The organism is Neorhizobium galegae, assembly GCF_017877055.1.
In the GTDB taxonomy this organism is placed as follows: Bacteria; Pseudomonadota; Alphaproteobacteria; order Rhizobiales; family Rhizobiaceae; genus Neorhizobium; species Neorhizobium galegae_D.
Genome location: NZ_JAGIPG010000002.1, coordinates 890,075 through 910,260, shown reverse-complemented (window position 1 = coordinate 910,260; position 20,186 = coordinate 890,075). Strand labels below are relative to the sequence as shown.

The following is a 20,186-nucleotide window of genomic DNA, read 5'->3' as shown; positions in this document are numbered from 1 at the left end:
GCCTTAGCAAGCCCGCCGCCAAAAGTCACCAGCCGGATTGGCGAAAGTGTCTACCAACCGCCTCCGCCGCCGCCACCTCCCCCGCCACCGGACGAGCCGCCGGAAAAGCCGGAGGAGGACGAAGAGGATTTTGGGGCGGGGATGGTCGAGGCGATGGTGGAGGCCATCGAGGAGGAGAAGCCGCCGATGCGATCGCCGAAATTGGAACTGTTGCTGCCGCTGTACCAGCCGGGCGCATAGGCGCCGGCGGCAGCGCCTGCCGCAGCACTCGCGAGCCAGATCTCAAATGTATTGCTCCACGGTTTTTCGACGCCGAGCGCCACCGCATAGGGCAGCAGTTTTTCGAAATGCTGCGGCGACATGGTGGGGGCGCCTGCCGTGTTCATGCGGTCCTTTTCGGCGAGCGTCAGATAGATGCGCAGACCTTCGATGCCATCCATCAGCTTGCGGCCGAGCGGCGTTGGCGCGCCCATCAGGAAGAAGAAGATGACGTTGGCGAGGACAATGCCGCCGACCGAGACCATGATCGGCCAGTGTTCGTCGCCGGTCATTTCCGACACGATCGCCACCAGCACCGCCGAGCCGATCGAGATCGCGACGAGACCGATGACGCCGAGGATCACGACCGAGATGATTTTCGAAAACAGCGACGAACCGCGGCGGAAGCCCTTGCCGAAACCAACGGCAAGGAAACCGAAGACCACGGCGAAAAACACGGGGATGATCAGCGTGGCGATCATATCCGGTTCGAGATTGCCGAACACCAGCAGAGCCAGGATGGACAGGACGCTCAAGACAACGCCGCCGATCACATAGCCCTTGTTGCCGTTGTAATATCTGCCGCGATGTTCCTTCTCGATCGCCTGCCGGAAGCTCGCGCCGATCGGCTGGACGGAGGTGCCATGCGCCTCGTCGATAATCAGTTCCTGCCCCTTGCCGCCAATGGAGCCGAGGATGGAGGCCTGGCCGATCGGCACGTCCCGCGGCACCGCCTTGTCGGTGCGCCGGATGACGATTTTTTCCGCGAGATCCTCCAGCGTCACGTAACCCTTGACCGCGAGGTCAAGCGCGCTTGCGGCAAAGGCCGTCCAGCCGCCGCCTGAAAAACCCTTGTTGTCGATGTAGTTGACGAGGGCCGGCGACAGGCCCTCCGGCGCATCCCAGCGCGGGACGACGACGCCGCGGTCGGGATCGCGGCCGACGCGGACCCAGAAAAGCGCATAATAACCGACGACGAGGACGAGGCCGACGATCGAGATTATCGTCCCGATGTTGTCGCGCCACCACCAGGTGCTCTCTTGACTTTTCGACGGAGGGGCGACGACATTTTTGGGAAAGCTGGCGACAATCGTCAGGCCCTCCTGCACGCCGAGCGGCCGAGTAGTCGCAAAGGCCGCCTGATTGCCATCAGCTTGCATGCGGGCACTACGGGCGGTCGAGCCAAGCGGTCCGGTAAAGGCAGCGATCTGGAGAATGCGTGCGCTACTCGGCAGCGTGATCCGCGCCGAGGCCTGGGCGATGCGGAATTCCCAGCCGTTGCCGGTGACATTCCAGTAAAGCTCGTCGTGATCGTCAAAATAGCGGATTTGCCGGTCGGTCCTGTAGGTGAAGACGAAGGTGTGCTCGCCATCCCGAAGGAAAACGTCCTTGTCACCGGAATAGATGCGGATGCCGCCGGTGACGCTTTCCGTGTGGAAGGGCTCGGCCTGACCATCGCGGGTGACGGAAACGACCTCGAAGCCGACCCGCACCGTGCGGCCATTGGCATCCTGCATCGTCAGCGGGAAATCGCGGAACAGGCCGCGCTTGATCCTGTCGCCTTCCGCATTGGCGATGATCGTTTCGGTGACCGTCAGGTCGCCGTTGTCGGCGACCTGGATGTCGGAATGGTAGGAGCGGATATATTCCTCCGCTGCGGCAGGCAGCGCCGCCCCTAAGCAGAAAAGCAGAGCCAGACCGAAGCCGGAGAACCACCGCATCACGACATTGCTCCTCTTCGGCGCCGGCCGATCCTTGATTCCGTTATTCGATGCCCGTGTATTCAACCCCGAGCGCAGCCAGCACATCCCAGTAGCTAGGGAAGGTCTTGGCGACGCAATCCGGATCGAGAATGGTGATGCCACCGATCATCAGCCCGGCCAGCGCAAAGCTCATGGCGATGCGGTGGTCGGCGAAGGTATTGATCTCGGCCGGCAGGGTCTGGCCGGCGAGCGTGGGGTCGGAGGCGACGATCAGGTCGTCGCCCTCTTCCGTCGCAAGGCCCTCGCGGATGGCGTTGAGGCCCAGCGAAAGCGCCCTCACCCGGTCGCATTCCTTGACGCGCAGGTTGGCGATACCTGTAAAGCGCACCGGCGTTTCGTTGAAGGCGGCGAGCACGGCGAGCGTCGGGATCGCGTCCTGCATCTGCGAGCCGTCGATTTCGGCCGGCAGATGCGGGAATTGGGCGATCACTTCATAGGCCTTGGCATCCGGCTGGGTGAAGGCGGTGGCCCGCACGCCGAGATCGATGGCACCGCCGGTCAGCACTTCTGCCGCCCAGAGATAGGTGGCAGCCGAGGCATCCGGCTCGATGACGAAATCCGCGGCCTTGTAGCCGGTCGGCTCGACCTTCCAGGTCGCGGCGTCGATCTGCTCGACCCTGGCGCCGAACGCCTGCATGGCGGCGAGCGTCAGGTCGACATAACCGCGGGCGCCGATTTCCGCGCCGGCCAGCGCAACCGTCAAGGGGGCGTTGGCGCCCTGGCTGACAAGCGGCCCCGCCATCAGCAGCGCCGAAACATACTGGCTCGACAGTCCGGCGTCGATCTCGACGCGGCCCGATGCGAAATGACCGTTGCCGCGCACCGTCACCGGCGGGCAGCCGGTCGGCGCCTCGGCATCGATGCCGAGCGATTTCAGGGCGGCGATCAGCGGGCCGATCGGCCGCTTGCGCATGTGCTCGTCACCATCGACGACGACGGTGCCATCGACCGAAGCGACGGCGGCGGTCAGGAAGCGGGTCGCGGTGCCGGCATTGCCGAGGAAGAGTGGCGCAGACGGGGGCAGAAGCTTGCCGCTGCCGGTGACGATAAAGGTCGTCTCGTCCGGCTCGTCGATCAAAACACCCATGGCCCGCAATGCGTCGGCCATGTAGCGGGTGTCGTCGCTTCTCAGCGCGCCGGTCAGCCGGCTGGTGCCGCTGGCAAGGCCCGCCAGAAGCAGCGCGCGGTTGGTGATCGATTTCGAGCCCGGCGGCATGGCGCGTCCGGAAAGCGGCTTGCCCGGCGGCAGGATGGTGAGTTTGGCTCTACCCATGATATTCGTCTCTTAACGCCAATGGAACGCCGCAACGAGGCGGCCGACCGCGCTCTTAAACCGTTGCGGCGTCAACGTCCAATGACGGATTTCAGAACTTGACGGTCGGGACGGCCCGGTCCGCGGCATTCTCGATCTCGAAATACTCGCGCTTCGAGAAACCGAACTGGCCGGCGATCAGGTTGTTGGGGAAGCTTTCCACCTTGACGTTCAGGTCGCGGGCAGCGCCGTTGTAATAACGCCGCGACATCTGGATCTCGCTCTCGATGGTTTCGAGCGAGGCCTGAAGTTCGGAGAAGTTCTGGTTCGCCTTGAGGTCCGGATAGGCCTCGGCAAGCGCGATGATTTTTCCGAGCGCCTGGCCGAGCAGGCCTTCCGCCTGGGCGCGGCCGGCGACATCGCCCGCCGGTACCGCCTGCGCCTGGTTGCGCAGCTTGACGACCTCCTCGAACGTGCCCTTTTCGTGGGCGGCGTAGCCCTTCACCGTCTCGATGAGGTTCGGGATCAGGTCGGCGCGGCGCTTCAACTGGACATCGATGCCGGACCACGCCTCCTCCGCCATCTGGCGCGCCTTGACGAGGCCGTTGTAGATCATAACGACGTAGAATGCGACGAGAACAATTATACCGATCAAAATGTACATCTGAGTCTCCCGACTTGCCGTTGCGATGGGACAGTAGAGGCCTGGTATAAAGAAGTGGTTGAAGTCATCGATTATTTTTCACGGTGATTTTTTTGACTTACCGCAAAGTTCAGGCCGCGTGGATGTCCTAGATTCTCTTACAGAAAATGGGCGATCCCGACGATTCGGCCCACCTCAAAACAATCTGGATGGAATTGCAATGGCGTGCTTGGTGCGAACCGCCAATGTGCTGGCGTTTGCCGTGCTGTTTTTTCAGTACGGAGTGATGATGAAGCCCCCGGAGCCGGCCGGCACGCGCCGATTTCTGCAGATCTATGCGGGGCAGCTTCCGACCGGAGCCTATCCGACCATCAAACCCGTCTGGCAGTTGGGCACGGAATGGACGGGAACCGCCTGAACGGTTCGCCGCACGCGGCCAGGTCCCAAATCAGGCAGCTTTGCCGAAATTCACCCCACCGGCATCGGTCATCAGGAAGGCTTCGCCGCAGGCCTTTGCGAGCGTGCGCACACGCAGGATATAGCTCTGGCGTTCGGTGACCGAGATCACCCCGCGGGCATCCAGCAGGTTGAAGACGTGGGACGCCTTGATGCACTGGTCATAGGCCGGGAAGACACATTTATGCAGCATCTGATTGGCGTTCGCACCCGGAGCACCGGCAGCGAGCAGCGCCTGGCATTCCTTCTCCGCGTCGATGAAATGCCGGTGCAGCATGGCGGTGTCGGCGAATTCGAAGTTATGGCGGGAATATTCCTGCTCGGCCTGCAGGAAGACGTCGCCATAAGAAATCTTTTCCTCGCCCTCGCGGCCATTGAAATTCAGCTCGTAGATCGAGTCGACGCCCTGCAGATAGGTGGCGAGGCGTTCGAGGCCGTAGGTCAGCTCGCCGGCAACCGGCGAGCATTCGATGCCGCAGACCTGCTGGAAATAGGTGAACTGCGAGACTTCCATGCCATCGCACCAGCATTCCCAGCCGAGACCCCAGGCGCCAAGCGTCGGGCTTTCCCAGTCGTCCTCGACGAAACGCACGTCGTGCAGCAGCGGATCGAGGCCGATCGCCGCAAGCGAGCCGAGATAAAGCTCCTGCAGGTTCGGCGGGTTCGGCTTCAGGATGACCTGGAACTGGTAATAGTGCTGCAGGCGGTTGGGATTTTCGCCGTAACGACCGTCGGAGGGGCGACGCGATGGCTGCACATAGGCGGCCTTCCAGGGCTTGGGGCCGAGCGCACGCAGCGTCGTGGCTGGATGGAAGGTACCGGCACCGACTTCCATGTCGTAAGGCTGCAGGATCGCACAACCCTTGTCCGCCCAGTAATTCTGGAGCGCGAGGATCAGCCCCTGGAAGGAGCGGGTCGGAGACATGTGGTCGGGCAGCTCGGTCATGGCCATATCTGTATCGGTTCGAGGATGCGGACGAGTGCCACGCATCAGGGGCACGGGTCAAGGATTTATGCGTTTGCGACGCTTGCAGATCGGAGGCAATCCAAGATCGACGAAATCACCGGCTTCATCTCCAGACTTACGGATTTTCCGAAAATCGGCTCGACCCGGGATGATCTCGGTCATGGCCTCAGAGCCATTCCGGCAACGGAGAAGGCTGTCGTCTGCTTTATCGTCAATAACGAAACGCTGACAGACTTTATCCTCTGCGTGGGTTATGCAGGCTTGGACTGGACATCACGGATCAATGAACAGATCTAGCCCTCTATTCCTCATCCCGCTTCACCCGATACTCCCCTGTCACGGGGTCTCTTTCCAGGGTGCCAATCGCGCCCGTCTGGCGTTCTTTTTCCTCCCGACGGGTGCGCGAGGACAGTCTTTCGGCGTCCTTGATGAACTTCTTGTAGAGCATCCAGCCGCCGCCGATGACGATGATCAGAAAGATAAGCTGCGCCATTTCCCCCTCGCGCTATCCTGACGACCTCAAAGGCCGTAGCGGCTCCACATTGCCTTTTCTTCCAGGCTCGCGGCAAGCCCCGTGACCGCGCCTGCGGCGATTTCTCCGGCCTTTCCCTCACCGAAGACGACGCCGGGTACGCGACGGCCGAAGAGGGTTCGGGCGCTGCCGATCAGTTCCAGCCTCGTATCCTTGCCGTAGCGGCGCTTGAGGACTTCGCGCATGTCGCCGAGACTGTCGATCAGGCCAAGGTCGAGACCGCGCAGCCCGCTCCAGAACAGGCCGGAAAAGATGGTCGCATCGTCGGCGAGCCGCTCGCCGCGGCGCATCTTGACCATCTCGATGAAGACCTTGTGGATCTCGAGCTGCAGGGCCTTCAGGTATTCGATGTCGCCTTCCTTTTCCGGCTGGAAGGGATCGAGGATCACCTTGTTCTCCCCGGCTGTATAGACGCGGCGCTCGACGCCGATCTTGCGCAGCAGTTCCGGAAAGCCGAATCCTCCGGAAACGACGCCGATCGACCCGACGATCGAGGTCGGATCAGCAAAGATCTCGTCGCCGGCGAGCGCGATCATGTAGCCGCCCGAGGCCGCGACATCCTCGACAAACACCAGCACCTTCTTGTTCTTTTCTTCCGCGAGCGAACGGATGCGCTGGAAGATCAGGCGCGACTGGACCGGCGAGCCGCCCGGCGAATTGATCGAGATCGCGACGACCGGCGCATCCTTCTTCGAGAAGGCCTTGTCGAGCATCGGCGCCACGCTCGCAAGGTTGAGGCTCTGCTTGAACTGGCTGCCGCCGGCCATGATCGCTCCGTGAAGCCGAACGACGGGGATGGTCAGGCCCTTCTTGCGGAACCTTTTCGGCATCAACCTCTGCAAAAACCCGGCCATTTCTTTTCCTTCTGTCGCATTCGGCTCTGCCAAAGCATGTATGTGACGGATTTTCAAACGCAATGGCCGCGCCCCCTAAAGCAGGATTTTGATTTTCCAATTTGCGAATGACTTGCATTGTCATTCCAACAAGGCATTATCCGCTCGCGAACGGAGATAGAATGAAGATGGACGTTTTGGGTTCAAAGCAGGACAGCGGCTGGCGGAACAAACGGGGGGAAGCATCGCTTTCCGACGTCCATCGAAGCATCAACATCTCGCGCTCCGGATCACGTTGGCGACGGCTCGCGGCCTTTGCTGGCCCGGGTTACCTGGTCGCGGTCGGCTACATGGACCCCGGCAACTGGGCGACCTCGCTCGCCGGTGGCTCCAAATTTGGCTATGCGCTGCTGGCGGTCGCCCTGCTGTCCAACCTGATGGCGATCGTGCTGCAGTCGCTCTGCGCCCGCCTGGCGATTGCCTCGGGCCGGGACCTGGCGCAGGCCTGTCGCGACGCGTTTCCGAAATGGGTCTCCATTCCGCTCTGGGCGCTTGCCGAAATCGCCATCATCGCCACCGATATCGCCGAGGTGATCGGCACCGCGATCGGCCTCAACCTGATCTTCGGCATCCCGCTCGAGCTCGGCGTGCTGATCACGGCCCTCGACGTGTTCATCATCCTTTATCTGCAGAAGATGGGTTTCCGTTGGGTCGAAGCCTTCATCATCACCCTGCTCGGCGTTATCGCCGTGTGTTTCGCGATCCAGATCTTCCTTGCCGATCCGCAATGGGGCGGCGTCATCCGCGGCTTCTTCCCGACAACCGAGATCGTCACCAATCCGGAGATGCTCTATCTGGCCCTCGGCATTCTCGGCGCGACCGTCATGCCGCATAACCTCTATCTGCATTCCGGCATCGTACAGACCCGCAACTACGGCCACACCCTGCCGGAAAAGAAGGAAGCGCTGACCTATGCGACGATCGACTCCACCGTCGCGCTCTGCTTCGCGCTGTTGATCAATGCCTCGATCCTGATCCTGGCGGCCGCTGCCTTCAACAGCACCGGGCGAACCGAAGTCGCCGAGCTCGGGGAAGCCCATTCGCTGCTCGCGCCGCTTCTCGGGCTCGCCATTGCGCCGACGCTGTTCGGGATAGCACTTCTCTGCTGTGGCCTGAATTCGACGGTGACGGCGACGCTTGCGGGTCAGATCGTCATGGAAGGCTTCCTCAAGATGAAGCTGCAGCCATGGATCCGCCGGCTGATCACCCGGGCGATCGCGATCATCCCCGCGGCGTTCGTGACCATCTGGTACGGCGATGCGGGCACGGCGGAACTACTGATCCTCACGCAGGTCGTGCTCAGCCTGCAGCTTTCCTTCGCGGTCTTCCCGCTGGTGATGTTCACGGCCAGCAAAGCCAAGATGGGCGAACTCGTGGCGCCGATCTGGCTCTCCGGCATCGCCTGGCTGATCGCCGTCGTCATCGCCGGCCTCAACGTCAAGCTGCTCGTGGATTTCGTCTCGGGCTGAGGCGGGCATAGGCGACCCGGCCATTGTTCAGGTCGTCCACGAAAGCCGAGAAGGCATGGCCGTCCGCGCCATGCACGAAAAGCGGCGCCCGGAATGTCAGCCGGGCGCGCGAGCCCTTGACGGCGGTAACGAGGATGCGCGTGGCGCTTTCATCCGGCCGGGGATGAAGGGCGGTGATTTCCAGCCCGCCGAAGCGCCTGCCGCAGGCCGCGATGATCTCGGCGATCGATTGCGGCCGGGCGATCAGCGACAACTGCCCGCCGGGCTTCATGATCGCACCGGCGGTGCGTATCCAGGCTTCGAACAGATCTTCCGTCATCGCATGCGCCTCGGCCTTCAGGGCATCGGGCGTCTTGCGGTCGCTGGCATCGTTGAAGGGCGGGTTCATGATCACGTGGTCATGGATCTCGTCGACAAGACCGGCGGCGAGCCGCGGCTTGCCCGTCAGGGTCACGTCCGCTTCCAGCACCTCGACGCGATCGGCCAGGAAGGCGTTTTCGGGAAGTTGCAGCGTCCAGCGCGCATAGTCGGCCATCAGCGGCGATTTCTCGATCAGCAGGACTTTCGAGTGCTGCAGCCGCGCGGCGACCGCAAGACCCGCGGCGCCTGCGCCCGAACCGAGATCGGCGACGTTCACCGGCTTATCGGAGGCGACCAGCGAGGCGAGCAGCATCGCATCGACGCCTGACCGATGCCCGCCGCCCTTCGGCTGCATGACGTGAAAGCAGCCGCGGTGGAAGGCGTCGATAGTGTGGGTGGGGGAAGTCATGGTTTGCGGCACCATTCGATGTCGGCCCCTTCACACATCCGTTGGCTTACATCCTGCGGCATAAACGACCGTCCCATCCAACCATCAAGGTCGCAGCTCCGCTTCCAACCCCGCGTCCTTCAGGATCCGCCGCGCCTCGTCGGCGCGCTCACTGTCGACCATCAGCCGGCGCTGCAACAGGCCGAGCGAGCCTTCGAGCACGCTCATAGACTGGTCGGCGACCATGCAATGGATGCCCGCATCCTTCATCAGGCTCTCAGCCAGCGACAGGATCACGATGTCGTTGGTGCGGATGATCTCCAGCATGGCTTGTTTGTTACTCCATTATATCCAGCGGGATGCGATTTGCGCTTGCCGCACTATCAGCCTCTTTCTATTGTCGTTTGAAAGAATTCGATAGGGAGGCCTGATCATTGGGCGTCGTCATACCGCTTGAAGAAGGCAAAAACAAACTGGCATCCGTCAAACCGCTGGTGGACCTGACCAAGGCGGACATGGATCGGGTCAACCAGCTGATTCTGTCCAAGGCCGGCTCCGACGTGCAGATGATCCCGGAAGTCGCCAACCACCTGATCTCGTCCGGCGGCAAGCGGCTACGGCCGATGCTGACGCTCGCGTCCGCGGCGCTGTTCGGTTATCAGGGCGATGCCCATGTGAAGCTCGCGACCAGCGTCGAGTTCATGCACACCGCGACGTTGCTCCATGACGATGTGGTGGACGAAAGCGACCTGCGCCGCGGGCGCTCCACCGCCCGGATGATCTGGGGCAACCAGGCCAGTGTTCTGGTCGGCGATTTCCTGCTCGGCCAGGCTTTTCGGATGATGGTGGACGTCGGCTCGCTCGAAGCGCTGGACGTTCTGTCGGCCGCGGCCTCGGTGATCGCCGAAGGCGAAGTGCTGCAGCTTTCCGTCGCCAAGAACATGGAAACGACCGAGGACGACTATCTGTCGGTCATCCGCGCCAAGACGGCGGCGCTGTTTGCGGCCGCCGCCGAAGTCGGCCCGATCATCGCCAATGCCGACAAGGCCGGCCGCGGCGCGCTGAAATCCTACGGGATGAACCTTGGCCTTGCCTTCCAGCTTGTCGACGACGCGCTCGATTACGGCGGCAAGGCTGCCGATCTCGGCAAGAATGTCGGCGATGATTTCCGCGAGGGCAAGATCACGCTGCCCGTCATCCTCTCCTATCGTCGCGGCACCGAGGCCGAACGCGCCTTCTGGCGCCAAGCGATCGAGAAGGGCGAAAGCAGCGACGAGAACCTCGAAAAGGCGCTCGGGCTGATCAACAAATACGGCGCCTTGAACGACACGATCGGCCGGGCGCTGCATTACGGCACGATCGCTCGCGATGCGCTGGCGCCGCTTCCAGTCTCGCCGCTCAAGGCCGCTCTTCTCGAAGTCATTGACTTCTCGATCCAGCGCGTCAACTGACGACAAGCCGTCCGTTGACGAAGGTGTGACCGGCGCCGCGCCTACGCGGCGCTGGGGATTTCCTTGCGGACGTGCTTCAAAAAAGCCATTCTATCATGAATCAATGGGGCGGAATCGGCGGCGGTATTTCACCGGCCTGCCATGCTCTTACGAAAGGCATGTCTATGCGGCAGAAATCCAGCCTTCTTCTGCTCTCCAGCGCGGCACTTGCAACCGTTCTCCTGTTCGGAACGGTGGCCAATGCGGCGACGGCGGAAGCGAAGCCAGCAGTGAAAGACGCGGTGACGTTCGGTCCCGGCAACGTGAAGACGTTTTCTGGCGCCTTCCTGGCAGCCCGAACCGCCGATGTCGATCATGACTACGACACCGCGATCGCGCTTTACCGCAAGGCGCTGGCTTTCGATCCCGCCAACCTGGAAATCCGCGAGCGGCTGATGATCTCGCTGCTGCTCAACGGCGATTTCGACCAGGGCCTCGCTGAGGCCAATGCGCTAAAGGACGACAAGGCCGTCGAGCGGATCACCAAGATCGTCCGCGGCCTCGATTCCCTGCGCGGCAAGAAGTTCGATACCGCCAAGAAGGTGCTTGCCTATGACGGTCCGAACGACCTCGACCGGCTGACCCACCAGCTTCTCTCCGCCTGGGCGGATATCGGCGCCGGCAAGGGCAAGCAGGCGATGGCCAGCATCAACAATCTCAAGGGGCCGGTCTGGTATAAGGTGTTCACCGATTACCATCTCGGCGCCATGGCGCTGGTAACGGGCGATATCGGTACTGCCCGGCAGCATCTCAACACCGCCGTCACCAACAAGGAAGCCGTCGCAACCGCCCCGGACACGTTCATGCGTGCCGTGATGGCGCTCGCCCGCCTCGAAGCCGCTGCCGGCAACAAGCAGAAGGCGCTCGATGCGATCTCCGTCGGCGACGGCATGGTCTCCAATTACGCGCCGCTGAAGGCGCTGCGCCAGAGCATCGAAAAGGGCGAAAAGCCCGAGCAGCAGGTCAGCGATGCCGCCGAAGGCGCTGCCGGCGTGCTGTTTTCGATCGGCGGTGCGCTGAACCGTCAGGGCGCCGAGGACATGGTCTCGCTCTACCTGCAGATCTCGCATGCGCTCGACCCCAGGAGCGCCGATACGCTGATCCTGCTCGGCGGCATTGCCGAAAAGCTGAAGCAGCCAGATCGCGCCATCAAGTTCTATGCGAGCGTACCAGCTGATTCGCCGATGCGCCGCATTTCCGAGCTGCAACTCGGCGTGACGCTTTCCGACACCGGCAAGGTGAACGAAGCCAAGCAGCACCTGAAGTCGCTGATCGATTCCGATCCGTCCGACATCCGCAGCTACATCGCCTATGGCAGCGTGCTTTCCGACGCCAAGGACTACAAGGCCATGGCGGAAACCTACGACAAGGCTGCCGAGGTCATCGGGCCTGTGCCGAAGCCCGGCGACTGGACCATCTTCTTCCAGCGCGGCATCGCCTATGAGCGGCTTAAAAACTGGGCGAAGGCCGAGCCGAACTTCCGCAAGGCGCTGGAGCTCAACCCAGAGCAGCCGCAGGTCCTCAACTATCTCGGCTATTCGCTGGTCGACATGAACAAGAACCTCGACGAAGGTCTCGGCATGATCAAGCGGGCCGTCGACGCACGGCCGGATGACGGTTATATCGTCGACTCGCTCGGCTGGGCCTATTTCCGGATGGGCAAGTTCGACGATGCCGTGACCGAGCTCGAACGCGCGGTGCAGCTGCGCGCTGGCGATTCGACGATCAACGACCATCTCGGCGATTCCTACTGGCGCGTCGGGCGCAAGCTCGAAGCCGTCTACCAGTGGAACCGGGCGTTGATTTCGGAAGGCGAGGATATCAACCGCGAGCAGATCAAGGAAAAGATCGAGAAGGGCCTGGCGCCGCTCGATCCGAACGCCACGACCGCCGACCGCAGCCCGTCGGAACCCGTGGCCCCTGCCCCGCCGGCACCGGCCAATCCCGACAAGAAATCCTGACGCGCATGTTTCTGGACAATCCGTCATCCGACAACTGGCTCGCCGACAAGGCGGGCCTCTTCGAACTGGCGCCCGCCAAAATCAATCTCGCCCTGCACGTGACCGGCCAGCGGGCCGACGGCTATCACCAGCTCGAAAGCATCGTGACTTTTGCGGACACCGGCGATCGGCTGTGCTTTAGCGAAGCGGACGCCGACGATTTTTCCGTTTCCGGCCGATTCGCCTCGCTGCTGCCGACTTCGGCGGAAGGCAAGACGGGCAACCTCGTGCTGAAAGCCCGCGATCTCCTGCGCACGGCGCTGGAGGATAAGGGCGTTTCGGCGCCGCCGGTTGCCATCCATCTCGAAAAGAACCTGCCGGTCGCAGCCGGCATCGGCGGCGGTTCGGCCGACGCGGCAGCAGCCCTGCGCGGCCTGATGCGCTTCTGGAATGCCAGCCTGCCGGACGGGGAACTGGCAGCGCTCGGGCTTTCGCTCGGCGCCGATGTTCCAATGTGTCTCAAGAGCGAGGCGCTGATGGCCAGGGGGATAGGCGAGGAACTGACCGCGCTTCCCGACCTGCCCTCGCTGTCTCTGGTGCTCGGCAATCCGCTCGTCGGTGTCTCGACGCCGGATATCTTCCTGCGCCTGACGCAGAAGGAAAACGCGGCGATCGGCCCGTTCGACAGCGACTGGATCGGCTTCCTGAAAACTCTCCGCAACGATCTTGAACCGCCGGCGCGCTCGCTCGTGCGCGAAATCGACCAGATCTCCAGCCTGATCGGCGCGGAGGGCACGATGCTGACGCGGATGTCCGGTTCGGGCGCCACCTGTTTCGGGATATTTCCTTCCTTCGAAGCGGCGGAAAAGGCGGTGGAGAACCTTAACGGCCAGAAGCCGGAATGGTACTTTCAGGCGGTGAGAACCGTTGGCCAGGCGCCCGAGAAAACCCCATGAACCGGATCGACGACACCCGCTCCTTCATCCCCGTCGGCATCGCCGTGCTGACTGTCTCCGACACGCGCACGCTTGCCGACGACAAGTCCGGCGACACGCTGGTGGCGCGGATTGCGGAAGCCGGCCATGAGTTGAAGGCGCGCGCGATCGTACCGGACGACAAGGACCGTATTGCCGGCCAGGTGCGGGAATGGACGCTCGATCCGGATATCGACGTGGTGATCACGACGGGCGGCACCGGCTTTACCGGCCGGGACGTGACGCCTGAAGCGCTGGAGCCGCTATTCGAAAAGCGCATGGACGGCTTTTCGGAGGTGTTTCACCGGATTTCCTATGACAAGATCGGCACCTCGACCATCCAGTCGCGGGCGACCGGCGGGGTGGCGAACGCCACCTTCATCTTCGTGCTGCCGGGTTCGCCCGGCGCCTGCAAGGATGCCTGGGACGGCATTCTGAAGGCGCAGCTCGATTACCGCCACATGCCCTGCAATTTCATCGAGATCATGCCGCGGCTCGACGAGCACCTGCGGCGCGGCGGCAAATAAGCGTCTACCGGACCGCAGCGGCCACCCAGGCCGGGATCATCTCGCTGGCGAGCTTCGACACCTTCTGGCCGCGCGCCAGGGTTTCCAGATCCATGCCCGATTTCGCAAGCGCGATCGCCTGCCGCTTCGACAGCAGCATGCCGTATTCCAGCGGCGGCACGGCGCGGCCTATACGCTTGAAGAACGGCCGCCTGTAGTTGCGCGCGGGCGCGAACCGGGCCGGCTGCTTGTTGAGCGCGATATATTCCATCACCTCGTCGATCCACCCCGCCTGCAGCCGGGCACCGGGTTCGACCAGCAACAGCCATTCGCCGCGGGCGCTGCGCAAAATATCCTTGATGTCCCAGTGGCCATGAAAACGGCAGCCGGCCGCGTCGGCGACGCGGGAGGAACCGTCCCGCGAACCGTGATCGAGCACCACGACATCGCTTACAAGCCCCTCCACCGCAGCGGAAACGAGCACCGAGAGCGTCTGCGCCAGCTCGGATTCCTGGTCGCGGCATTCCATGATGACAGTCAGCATTCCTGACATGTAACGCATTGCCACACGGAACGCCACAAATGCCGGCTCCAAATTTTGTTCTTGCAATGTTCTTGTTTTGCGGCTAGGAATTTAATCAGCAGGAACGGGGATATCCCCTTCAGGAGCTACCCATGAACGAGTTGCATCAATTGCGGCAGGACGCTTTCGCGCCTGCCCATACGGCCGATATTGCCGATGCGTTGGTCAAGTCCTCCGGTCTTCGGGTGGAGGTCGACCGGCGTCGCGGACGCGGCGCAGGGCTCAATCCCAGCGGCCGTTTCGAGGAAGAGCGCCGCGAGGCATTCGACGATGGCTGGCAGACGTTGGAGGAGCTCGAACCGTTCAGGACCGAGGTGCAGGTGGAAAAGCCGCGCACTGCGATTACCCGCAACGAATCGCCGGATCTTTCCTTCGACCGCTCGATCAATCCCTATCGCGGCTGCGAACATGGCTGCATCTACTGCTTCGCCCGGCCGACCCACAGTTTCATGGGGCTTTCTCCAGGCCTCGATTTCGAATCGAAGCTGTTCGCCAAGCCGGACGTACCGAAACTGCTCGAACGGGAGTTGAGCCGCCCGGATTACAAGGTGCGGGCGATCGCGATCGGCACCAATACGGATCCCTATCAGCCGATCGAGCGGGAATGGCGAATCATGCGGCAGATCCTGGAAGTGCTGCAGAAGGCCAATCATCCGGTCGCGATCGTTACCAAGTCGGCGCTGATCACCCGCGACATCGACATTCTCGCCGACATGGCTTCGAAAGGGCTCGCAAAGGTCGGGATTTCCGTGACCACTCTCGACCGCAAGCTTGCCCGCACCATGGAGCCGCGCGCCTCGACCCCTCCCAAGCGCCTGACTGCCATCAAGGCGTTGACCGATGCCGGCATTCCGACTGCGGTCATGGTGGCACCCGTCATTCCGGCGCTCACCGACCACGAGATCGAGCGGATTCTCGATGCCGGCCATGCGGCGGGGGCGACGGAGGCAAGCTACGTGCTCCTGCGCCTGCCGCTGGAGGTGAGCCCCCTCTTCCGCGACTGGCTGCTGCAGAACTATCCGGACCGTTACAGGCACGTGATGTCGCTCGTCCGCTCAATGCGCGGCGGCAAGGATTATGACGCCGAATGGGGCAAGCGGATGAAGGGCGCCGGTCCCTATGCCTGGCAGATCGGCAGGCGTTTCGAGATGGCGACCAAGCGGCTCGGCATGGTGCGGCGCGGCCTGCCGTTGCGCGACGACATTTTCCTCCGCCCCGACGGCGGCGGCATCCAGCTTTCGCTGCTCTGACCGGACCCTGTTCCGGTTTCATTGCGAATTCCCATTTCCGACGCGACCCGCCCTGTCCCCGCGTCGGAAAATACCCCGGTTCCACCGCCGCCCCTCGGTGGATAGCGACGCCGCAATCGCCCGCCGGGGGTTGCAGGAGGTCGGGACGACGTGCGAGGTTGCCGCCATGTTACCTCGCACGTCGCCCGATTCTCCGATGCTTTTCGAAGACGTCCCTCTGGTTCCGGATTTCAGTCTGGAACTTGTGGCGCGGCAGGCCGGCCACTGGCCGGTCGCGGGCACCGACGAGGCAGGACGTGGTCCGCTGGCAGGACCGGTCGTTGCTGCCGCCGTGATCCTCGACCCGAACAATATCCCGGACGGCCTCAACGATTCCAAGCAGCTGACCCTTAACCAGCGCGAAAGTCTTTTCGAAGCGATCATGGCGACGGCGGAAGTGTCGATCGCTGCCTCCGGTCCGCGGCATATCGACGAGCGCAATATCCTGCGTGCCAGCCTCGACGCCATGCGCCGCGCGGTCGCCGGACTTGCGGTGACACCGGCCTATGTGCTTGCCGACGGCCGCGACGTGCCGCAAGGCCTTTGCTGCCCCGGCAAAGCGGTCATCAAGGGTGATGCCCGCTCGGTCTCGATTGCCGCCGCCTCGATCATTGCCAAGGTAACCCGCGACCGGATGATGACCCGCGCCCATCTGGTCTACCCGGCCTATGGTTTTGCCAATCATGTTGGTTACGGAACGCCGCAGCACCGCGCTGGTATCGATGCGCACGGCCCCTGCTCCCTTCACCGGATGAGTTTTCGGCCGCTTAAAAAGGATGACCTGCCCGAGGCGTAAGCCGGTAGAAATCTACGGCCGTCCAGCACAGTAAACTCACGTCGGTATCGTCTTGAGCATGCTCGACCGCTCGGATACCCGCTCCCACCAGGACATCAGGCCGGAATGCTTGCCCAGCAGATCGTTTGCGACGGGTGACTTCATGAAGTAGTCGATCATCGGCGCCAAATGAAGGTCTGCCAGGCTGATCCCATCCCCGCAGAGCCACGCATGGTTCTGCGACAGGTCGGCAAGGGCCTTCAGACAGGTCGGCGCCCTTTCGAGCGCAGCATCCAGGCGGGCCACATCCGTCTGCCTGCCGCTGGCGGGTTTGGAAACCTGCTCGACGTAAATGCCCCACACGAGGGTGGGGTAGACATAGCTGTCCGCAATGCTAATCATCTGGTTCATGCGCGCCCGAATGCGAGGGGTGGCCGGCTGCAACGCGGGACCACCAAATGCCTCGTCCACATAGCGCGTGATCGCTCCCGTCTCGTAGAGCTTAAAGTCACCATCTTCAAACGCGGGGATACGCCCGAAGGGCTGACGTTCGAGGAATGACATTGGCGGACCACCTGTCGCAAAGACATCGACCGGAACCAGTTCGTGGTTCACGCCCTTCTCGAGCAGGACGAGGCGGGCGATCCGCACATAAACGCTATAGCCTGCGCCGAACAATCGTGGCTTGCGCATGACGCTCTCCGTAGGAATCTCCTATTTCCCAAAACCAAAAAGGCCGGGTTTTCGCCCGGCCTCTGGAAAGTCTTTGTCTGATTAAAAATCAGTTCAATCGCGACTGCACCTTGCCGACGGCGTCCTTGAAGAGCGTGTCCTGGGTGGAGGTGTCCGCCTTGCGGGCGATGACGCTCTGGGCGGCGGCGATGGCGAGGTCGACCGCGGCGGAGCGCACGGCACCGATCGCTTCGGCTTCCGCCTGTTTGATCTTCTGCTCGGAAAGCGCGTTGCGGCGAGCGACGAATTCCTCGGTCTTCTGGCGGGCTTCCTCGGTCAGGGCCGCTGCTTCGCGTTCGGCGACCGCCACGATCTGAGCGGCTTCCGCTTCGGCTTCCTTGCGCTTGCGCTGGTATTCGGCGAGCAGGGTCTGGGCTTCTTCGCGCAGACGCTTGGCTTCGTCGAGTTCCTTGGTGATGTTGGCGGCGCGCTCGTCGAGCGACTTCGCCAACATGCCCGGGACTTTCAGATATACGACCAGTGCCAGGAAGAGAACGAGACCTACGAGCGCGAAAAATGTTGCATCGAATGCCATCGATCAGGCCTCCGTCTTCGCGGCTGCGACTGCAGCCTTGATGTCGTCGCCGCTTGCCTTGGCGCCGATCAGCTGATCAACGATGGCAGAAGCGGTATCTTCAGCGATCTGGCTGACTTCGGCAAAGGCCTTCGCCTTGATTTCACCGATGCGGTTTTCGGCAGCAGAGAGCTTGTCGGCAAGTTCGGCCTCGATCGCTGTGCGGTCGGCGGCAGCCTTGGTCTTGGCGGCCTCGCGAGCGGTTTCGGCAATCTTGTGGCCCTTGGAACGGGCGGCAGCCAGTTCCTTTTCATAGGTCTCGACAGCGGCGTCCGCTTCCGCCTTCAGGCGGGCGGCTTCGTCGAGGTCCTGGGCGATCCGGTCGTGGCGGTGTTCGAGAATGCCGCCGACGCGTGGAACGATGACCTTCTTCATCAGGAGATAGAAGAGGCCGAAGGTGATGACGAGCCAAAGCAGCTGCGACGAAAAATGGGTCGAGTCGAACGGCGGGAAAACGCCGCCACCATGGGCAGCGCCGGTTTCGGTATGTGCTTCGCCAGCAGGCGCGGCATGCGGATCAGTAGCGGCCGGCGCGGTTTGCGCATATGCCGAGGTCACGAACATCATCACCTCCAGGTGTATTCCAAATGCGAAGGATCACGGCACGCCTTTTGCAAGCGGCCGCGATCCGAATTTCCTGGACAGATCTTAGACTGCGTACAGGAGCAGGAGAGCGATGAGCAGCGAGAAGATGCCCAGAGCTTCCGTAACGGCGAAGCCGAACACCAGACGGCCGAACTGGCTGTCAGCGGCGGACGGGTTGCGCAGAGCGCCCGAGAGGTAGCTGCCGAAGATGTTGCCAAGGCCAAGAGCCGTGCCGGCCATGCCAAAGCAAGCCAGGCCTGCACCGATGAACTTTGCTGCTTCCGCTTCCATGAGAAACTCCTTCGAAATGGTTGTTGCGGCTGATGACTGACGCCTCAGGACGCCAATGTCGTTTATCCTTAGTGCCCGCCGGGATGGATCGCGTCGTTGAGGTACATGCAAGTCAGCACCGCGAAGACGTAAGCCTGGAGGAAGGCGACGAGGAATTCGAGACCGGTCAGGGCGACCGTCATGATGAGAGGCAGGACTGCGCCGCCGACACCCAGCGCGCCCATGGTTCCGAGCGAGGCGACGAAGCCCGCGAACACTTTGAGCGTGATATGGCCAGCCAGCATGTTGGCGAAAAGACGGATGGAAAGCGAAATCGGCCGGGACAGGAACGAGATCAGCTCGATCGGAACCACCAGGAACAGCAGCAAGAAAGGCACGCCCGAGGGTACGAAGAGCTTCAGGAAGTGCAGGCCGTGCTTATAGAAGCCGTAGACGAGGACCGTGCCGATGACGAGGATCGCCAGCGCGAAGGTGACGATGATCTGGCTGGTGATCGTGTAGAAATAAGGGAACATGCCGAGCAGGTTGGCGGTCAGCACGAACATGAACAGCGAGAAGACCAGCGGGAAGAATTTCATGCCGCTGCTGCCGGCGCCTTCGCGCAGCATTCCGGCAATGAATTCATAGGACATTTCCGCGACCGACTGCGCCCGGCCGGGGATCAGGCCGCGCTGCGAGGTCGAGAAATACAGGAAGCCAGCGGCACAGGCGACGGTTGCCACCATGAAAAGAGACGCATTGGTAAAAGAGAAATCGATGCCGCCGATCTCGATCGGTACGATCTTGCTGATCTGGAACTGATGGATCGGATCGTTTGCCACCGTCTACCTCTTGTCCTTAGCCGCGCCAGGTCGGCTCAATTGCATTTCCAGAAACCGGGCCTATCATTGGCCGCCGCTTCCCTTGTCATCCTTGCCGCTTTGCTGGTTCGTGGTCGGCGGCGGAGCCACCATTCCCACGGAGCGAAGCACGTTCAGCACACCTGCACAGAACCCGAGGAGGAGAAGAACAATCATCCCCCACGGCGCAGTGCCGGCAAAACGGTCGAGCAAAAAGCCCAAAATAGCCCCGACCGCGACTGCGGAGATGAACTCGGAGGAGAGCTTCAAGCCCAAGGCCATGCCTTTTCGGCTTTCCTCGGATTGCGCGTCCCTCTTCGCCTCTGCCGCGTCGTCAGCCTTCTTGTCCGCAAGTTTCGCGGACAAGCGCTTCCGGCGCTCTTCCAGACCATCGTCGCGGTGATCCGTCATGTGCGTCCTCCCCTATTTCTGCTCCCGGCACAACCGGTTTCATGCTTTCCAACCGCAAAAACTGCAGTTAGCGGGGGATTTCGCGCCGTCCGGCCCGTTTTCAAGTCGCGCGCAACATAGTTTTGCCCGCCCCTATAGTCAAGGCGTCCAAGACTCTTCGATCCAGGTAAATTAACAAAGCAAATTCAATCACTTAAAACGAACACAACCGAAGCC

Annotated in this window: 24 protein-coding genes; 9 read left to right on the top strand and 15 right to left on the bottom strand. The window is 62.2% G+C overall.

The features are described 5' to 3' along the window. Positions 1 to 50 precede the first annotated feature (50 nt). The 3 genes from J2857_RS14660 to J2857_RS14650 all read right to left on the bottom strand — a co-directional run bounded on the left by J2857_RS14660 (position 51) and on the right by J2857_RS14650 (position 3,937). Positions 51 to 1,979: a DUF2207 domain-containing protein gene (locus J2857_RS14660; protein WP_245363347.1), complete on the bottom strand. Its 1,929-nt coding sequence runs from the start codon at positions 1,977 to 1,979 to the stop codon at positions 51 to 53. Positions 1,980 to 2,022: 43 nt separating this feature from the next. Then, the gene (locus J2857_RS14655; protein ID WP_245363346.1) at positions 2,023 to 3,294 is read right to left on the bottom strand and encodes a 3-phosphoshikimate 1-carboxyvinyltransferase; all 1,272 of its coding nucleotides are present in this window, start codon (positions 3,292 to 3,294) and stop codon (positions 2,023 to 2,025) included. A gap of 91 nt (positions 3,295 to 3,385) precedes the next feature. Beyond that, positions 3,386 to 3,937 (bottom strand): LemA family protein, encoded by a 552-nt coding sequence (locus tag J2857_RS14650; protein WP_210010851.1) that lies wholly within the window; start codon positions 3,935 to 3,937, stop codon positions 3,386 to 3,388. 58 nt (positions 3,938 to 3,995) lie between these two features. Here J2857_RS14650 and J2857_RS30965 point away from each other — a divergent pair, with 58 nt between their 5' ends. Further along, entirely contained in the window at positions 3,996 to 4,334 is a 339-nt protein-coding gene (locus J2857_RS30965; RefSeq protein ID WP_245363345.1) for a hypothetical protein, read from the top strand. 30 nt (positions 4,335 to 4,364) lie between these two features. Here the strand turns inward: J2857_RS30965 and J2857_RS14640 are convergent, their stop codons facing one another. After that, positions 4,365 to 5,318 (bottom strand): glycine--tRNA ligase subunit alpha, encoded by a 954-nt coding sequence (locus tag J2857_RS14640; RefSeq protein ID WP_046632950.1) that lies wholly within the window; start codon positions 5,316 to 5,318, stop codon positions 4,365 to 4,367. Between J2857_RS14640 and J2857_RS14635 the strand changes: the two genes are divergently transcribed. After that, complete coding sequence (locus tag J2857_RS14635; protein ID WP_210010850.1) at positions 5,298 to 5,636, top strand: hypothetical protein; 339 nt, start codon at positions 5,298 to 5,300, stop codon at positions 5,634 to 5,636. The two genes, J2857_RS14640 and J2857_RS14635, sit on opposite strands and share 21 nt — an antisense overlap. A 4-nt stretch (positions 5,637 to 5,640) precedes the next feature. Here the strand turns inward: J2857_RS14635 and J2857_RS14630 are convergent, their stop codons facing one another. Beyond that, positions 5,641 to 5,832: a hypothetical protein gene (locus J2857_RS14630; RefSeq protein WP_210010849.1), complete on the bottom strand. Its 192-nt coding sequence runs from the start codon at positions 5,830 to 5,832 to the stop codon at positions 5,641 to 5,643. A 26-nt stretch (positions 5,833 to 5,858) separates the two neighbouring features. Beyond that, complete coding sequence (locus tag J2857_RS14625; protein ID WP_210010848.1) at positions 5,859 to 6,725, bottom strand: S49 family peptidase; 867 nt, start codon at positions 6,723 to 6,725, stop codon at positions 5,859 to 5,861. Between the two features lie 167 nt (positions 6,726 to 6,892). Here J2857_RS14625 and J2857_RS14620 point away from each other — a divergent pair, with 167 nt between their 5' ends. Then, positions 6,893 to 8,233 (top strand): Nramp family divalent metal transporter, encoded by a 1,341-nt coding sequence (locus tag J2857_RS14620; protein ID WP_210011683.1) that lies wholly within the window; start codon positions 6,893 to 6,895, stop codon positions 8,231 to 8,233. Here J2857_RS14620 and J2857_RS14615 read toward each other — a convergent pair. Further along, positions 8,202 to 9,002, bottom strand: coding sequence for a tRNA1(Val) (adenine(37)-N6)-methyltransferase (locus J2857_RS14615; RefSeq protein WP_210010847.1), 801 nt, complete (start codon positions 9,000 to 9,002; stop codon positions 8,202 to 8,204). The two genes, J2857_RS14620 and J2857_RS14615, sit on opposite strands and share 32 nt — an antisense overlap. Positions 9,003 to 9,086: 84 nt before the next feature. Next, on the bottom strand, positions 9,087 to 9,308 hold the full coding sequence (locus J2857_RS14610; RefSeq protein WP_210010846.1) for a DUF2007 domain-containing protein: 222 nt from the start codon (positions 9,306 to 9,308) through the stop codon (positions 9,087 to 9,089). A gap of 107 nt (positions 9,309 to 9,415) precedes the next feature. On the opposite strand from J2857_RS14610, the gene J2857_RS14605 reads away from it, so the two are divergent. The 4 genes from J2857_RS14605 to moaB all read left to right on the top strand — a co-directional run bounded on the left by J2857_RS14605 (position 9,416) and on the right by moaB (position 13,912). Continuing rightward, positions 9,416 to 10,432 carry a polyprenyl synthetase family protein gene (locus tag J2857_RS14605; RefSeq protein ID WP_210010845.1) on the top strand — a complete coding sequence of 339 codons (1,017 nt, stop codon included), beginning with the start codon at positions 9,416 to 9,418 and terminating at the stop codon, positions 10,430 to 10,432. 164 nt (positions 10,433 to 10,596) lie between these two features. Continuing rightward, positions 10,597 to 12,432, top strand: coding sequence for a tetratricopeptide repeat protein (locus J2857_RS14600; RefSeq protein WP_210011682.1), 1,836 nt, complete (start codon positions 10,597 to 10,599; stop codon positions 12,430 to 12,432). A gap of 5 nt (positions 12,433 to 12,437) precedes the next feature. Next, a complete protein-coding gene (locus tag J2857_RS14595; RefSeq protein WP_210010844.1) occupies positions 12,438 to 13,367 on the top strand; it encodes a 4-(cytidine 5'-diphospho)-2-C-methyl-D-erythritol kinase in 930 nt (309 codons plus the stop codon). Beyond that, the gene (moaB, locus tag J2857_RS14590) at positions 13,364 to 13,912 is read left to right on the top strand and encodes a molybdenum cofactor biosynthesis protein B (RefSeq protein WP_210010843.1); all 549 of its coding nucleotides are present in this window, start codon (positions 13,364 to 13,366) and stop codon (positions 13,910 to 13,912) included. Before J2857_RS14595 ends, moaB begins: the two co-directional genes overlap by 4 nt. Positions 13,913 to 13,916: 4 nt before the next feature. On the opposite strand, the gene J2857_RS14585 is transcribed toward moaB, so the two are convergent. Then, the gene (locus J2857_RS14585; protein WP_210011681.1) at positions 13,917 to 14,435 is read right to left on the bottom strand and encodes a glycosyl transferase; all 519 of its coding nucleotides are present in this window, start codon (positions 14,433 to 14,435) and stop codon (positions 13,917 to 13,919) included. A 131-nt stretch (positions 14,436 to 14,566) separates the two neighbouring features. Here J2857_RS14585 and J2857_RS14580 point away from each other — a divergent pair, with 131 nt between their 5' ends. Together J2857_RS14580 and J2857_RS14575 are read left to right on the top strand one after the other, a co-directional pair. Beyond that, positions 14,567 to 15,724 carry a PA0069 family radical SAM protein gene (locus J2857_RS14580; RefSeq protein ID WP_210010842.1) on the top strand — a complete coding sequence of 386 codons (1,158 nt, stop codon included), beginning with the start codon at positions 14,567 to 14,569 and terminating at the stop codon, positions 15,722 to 15,724. Between the two features lie 166 nt (positions 15,725 to 15,890). Next, positions 15,891 to 16,559 carry a ribonuclease HII gene (locus tag J2857_RS14575; protein ID WP_210010841.1) on the top strand — a complete coding sequence of 223 codons (669 nt, stop codon included), beginning with the start codon at positions 15,891 to 15,893 and terminating at the stop codon, positions 16,557 to 16,559. A gap of 36 nt (positions 16,560 to 16,595) precedes the next feature. On the opposite strand, the gene J2857_RS14570 is transcribed toward J2857_RS14575, so the two are convergent. The 6 genes from J2857_RS14570 to J2857_RS14545 form a co-directional block, all read right to left on the bottom strand. Beyond that, positions 16,596 to 17,231 (bottom strand): glutathione S-transferase family protein, encoded by a 636-nt coding sequence (locus tag J2857_RS14570; protein WP_210010840.1) that lies wholly within the window; start codon positions 17,229 to 17,231, stop codon positions 16,596 to 16,598. Positions 17,232 to 17,319: 88 nt separating this feature from the next. Next, complete coding sequence (locus J2857_RS14565) at positions 17,320 to 17,805, bottom strand: F0F1 ATP synthase subunit B (RefSeq protein WP_210010839.1); 486 nt, start codon at positions 17,803 to 17,805, stop codon at positions 17,320 to 17,322. 3 nt (positions 17,806 to 17,808) lie between these two features. Further along, positions 17,809 to 18,408: a F0F1 ATP synthase subunit B gene (locus J2857_RS14560; RefSeq protein WP_210011680.1), complete on the bottom strand. Its 600-nt coding sequence runs from the start codon at positions 18,406 to 18,408 to the stop codon at positions 17,809 to 17,811. An 84-nt stretch (positions 18,409 to 18,492) separates the two neighbouring features. Continuing rightward, positions 18,493 to 18,720 carry a F0F1 ATP synthase subunit C gene (locus tag J2857_RS14555; protein WP_007774919.1) on the bottom strand — a complete coding sequence of 76 codons (228 nt, stop codon included), beginning with the start codon at positions 18,718 to 18,720 and terminating at the stop codon, positions 18,493 to 18,495. 68 nt (positions 18,721 to 18,788) lie between these two features. Further along, positions 18,789 to 19,541 carry a F0F1 ATP synthase subunit A gene (locus tag J2857_RS14550; protein ID WP_210010838.1) on the bottom strand — a complete coding sequence of 251 codons (753 nt, stop codon included), beginning with the start codon at positions 19,539 to 19,541 and terminating at the stop codon, positions 18,789 to 18,791. A gap of 63 nt (positions 19,542 to 19,604) precedes the next feature. Then, a complete protein-coding gene (locus J2857_RS14545; RefSeq protein ID WP_210010837.1) occupies positions 19,605 to 19,970 on the bottom strand; it encodes an AtpZ/AtpI family protein in 366 nt (121 codons plus the stop codon). Between the last annotated feature and the right edge of the window lie 216 nt (positions 19,971 to 20,186).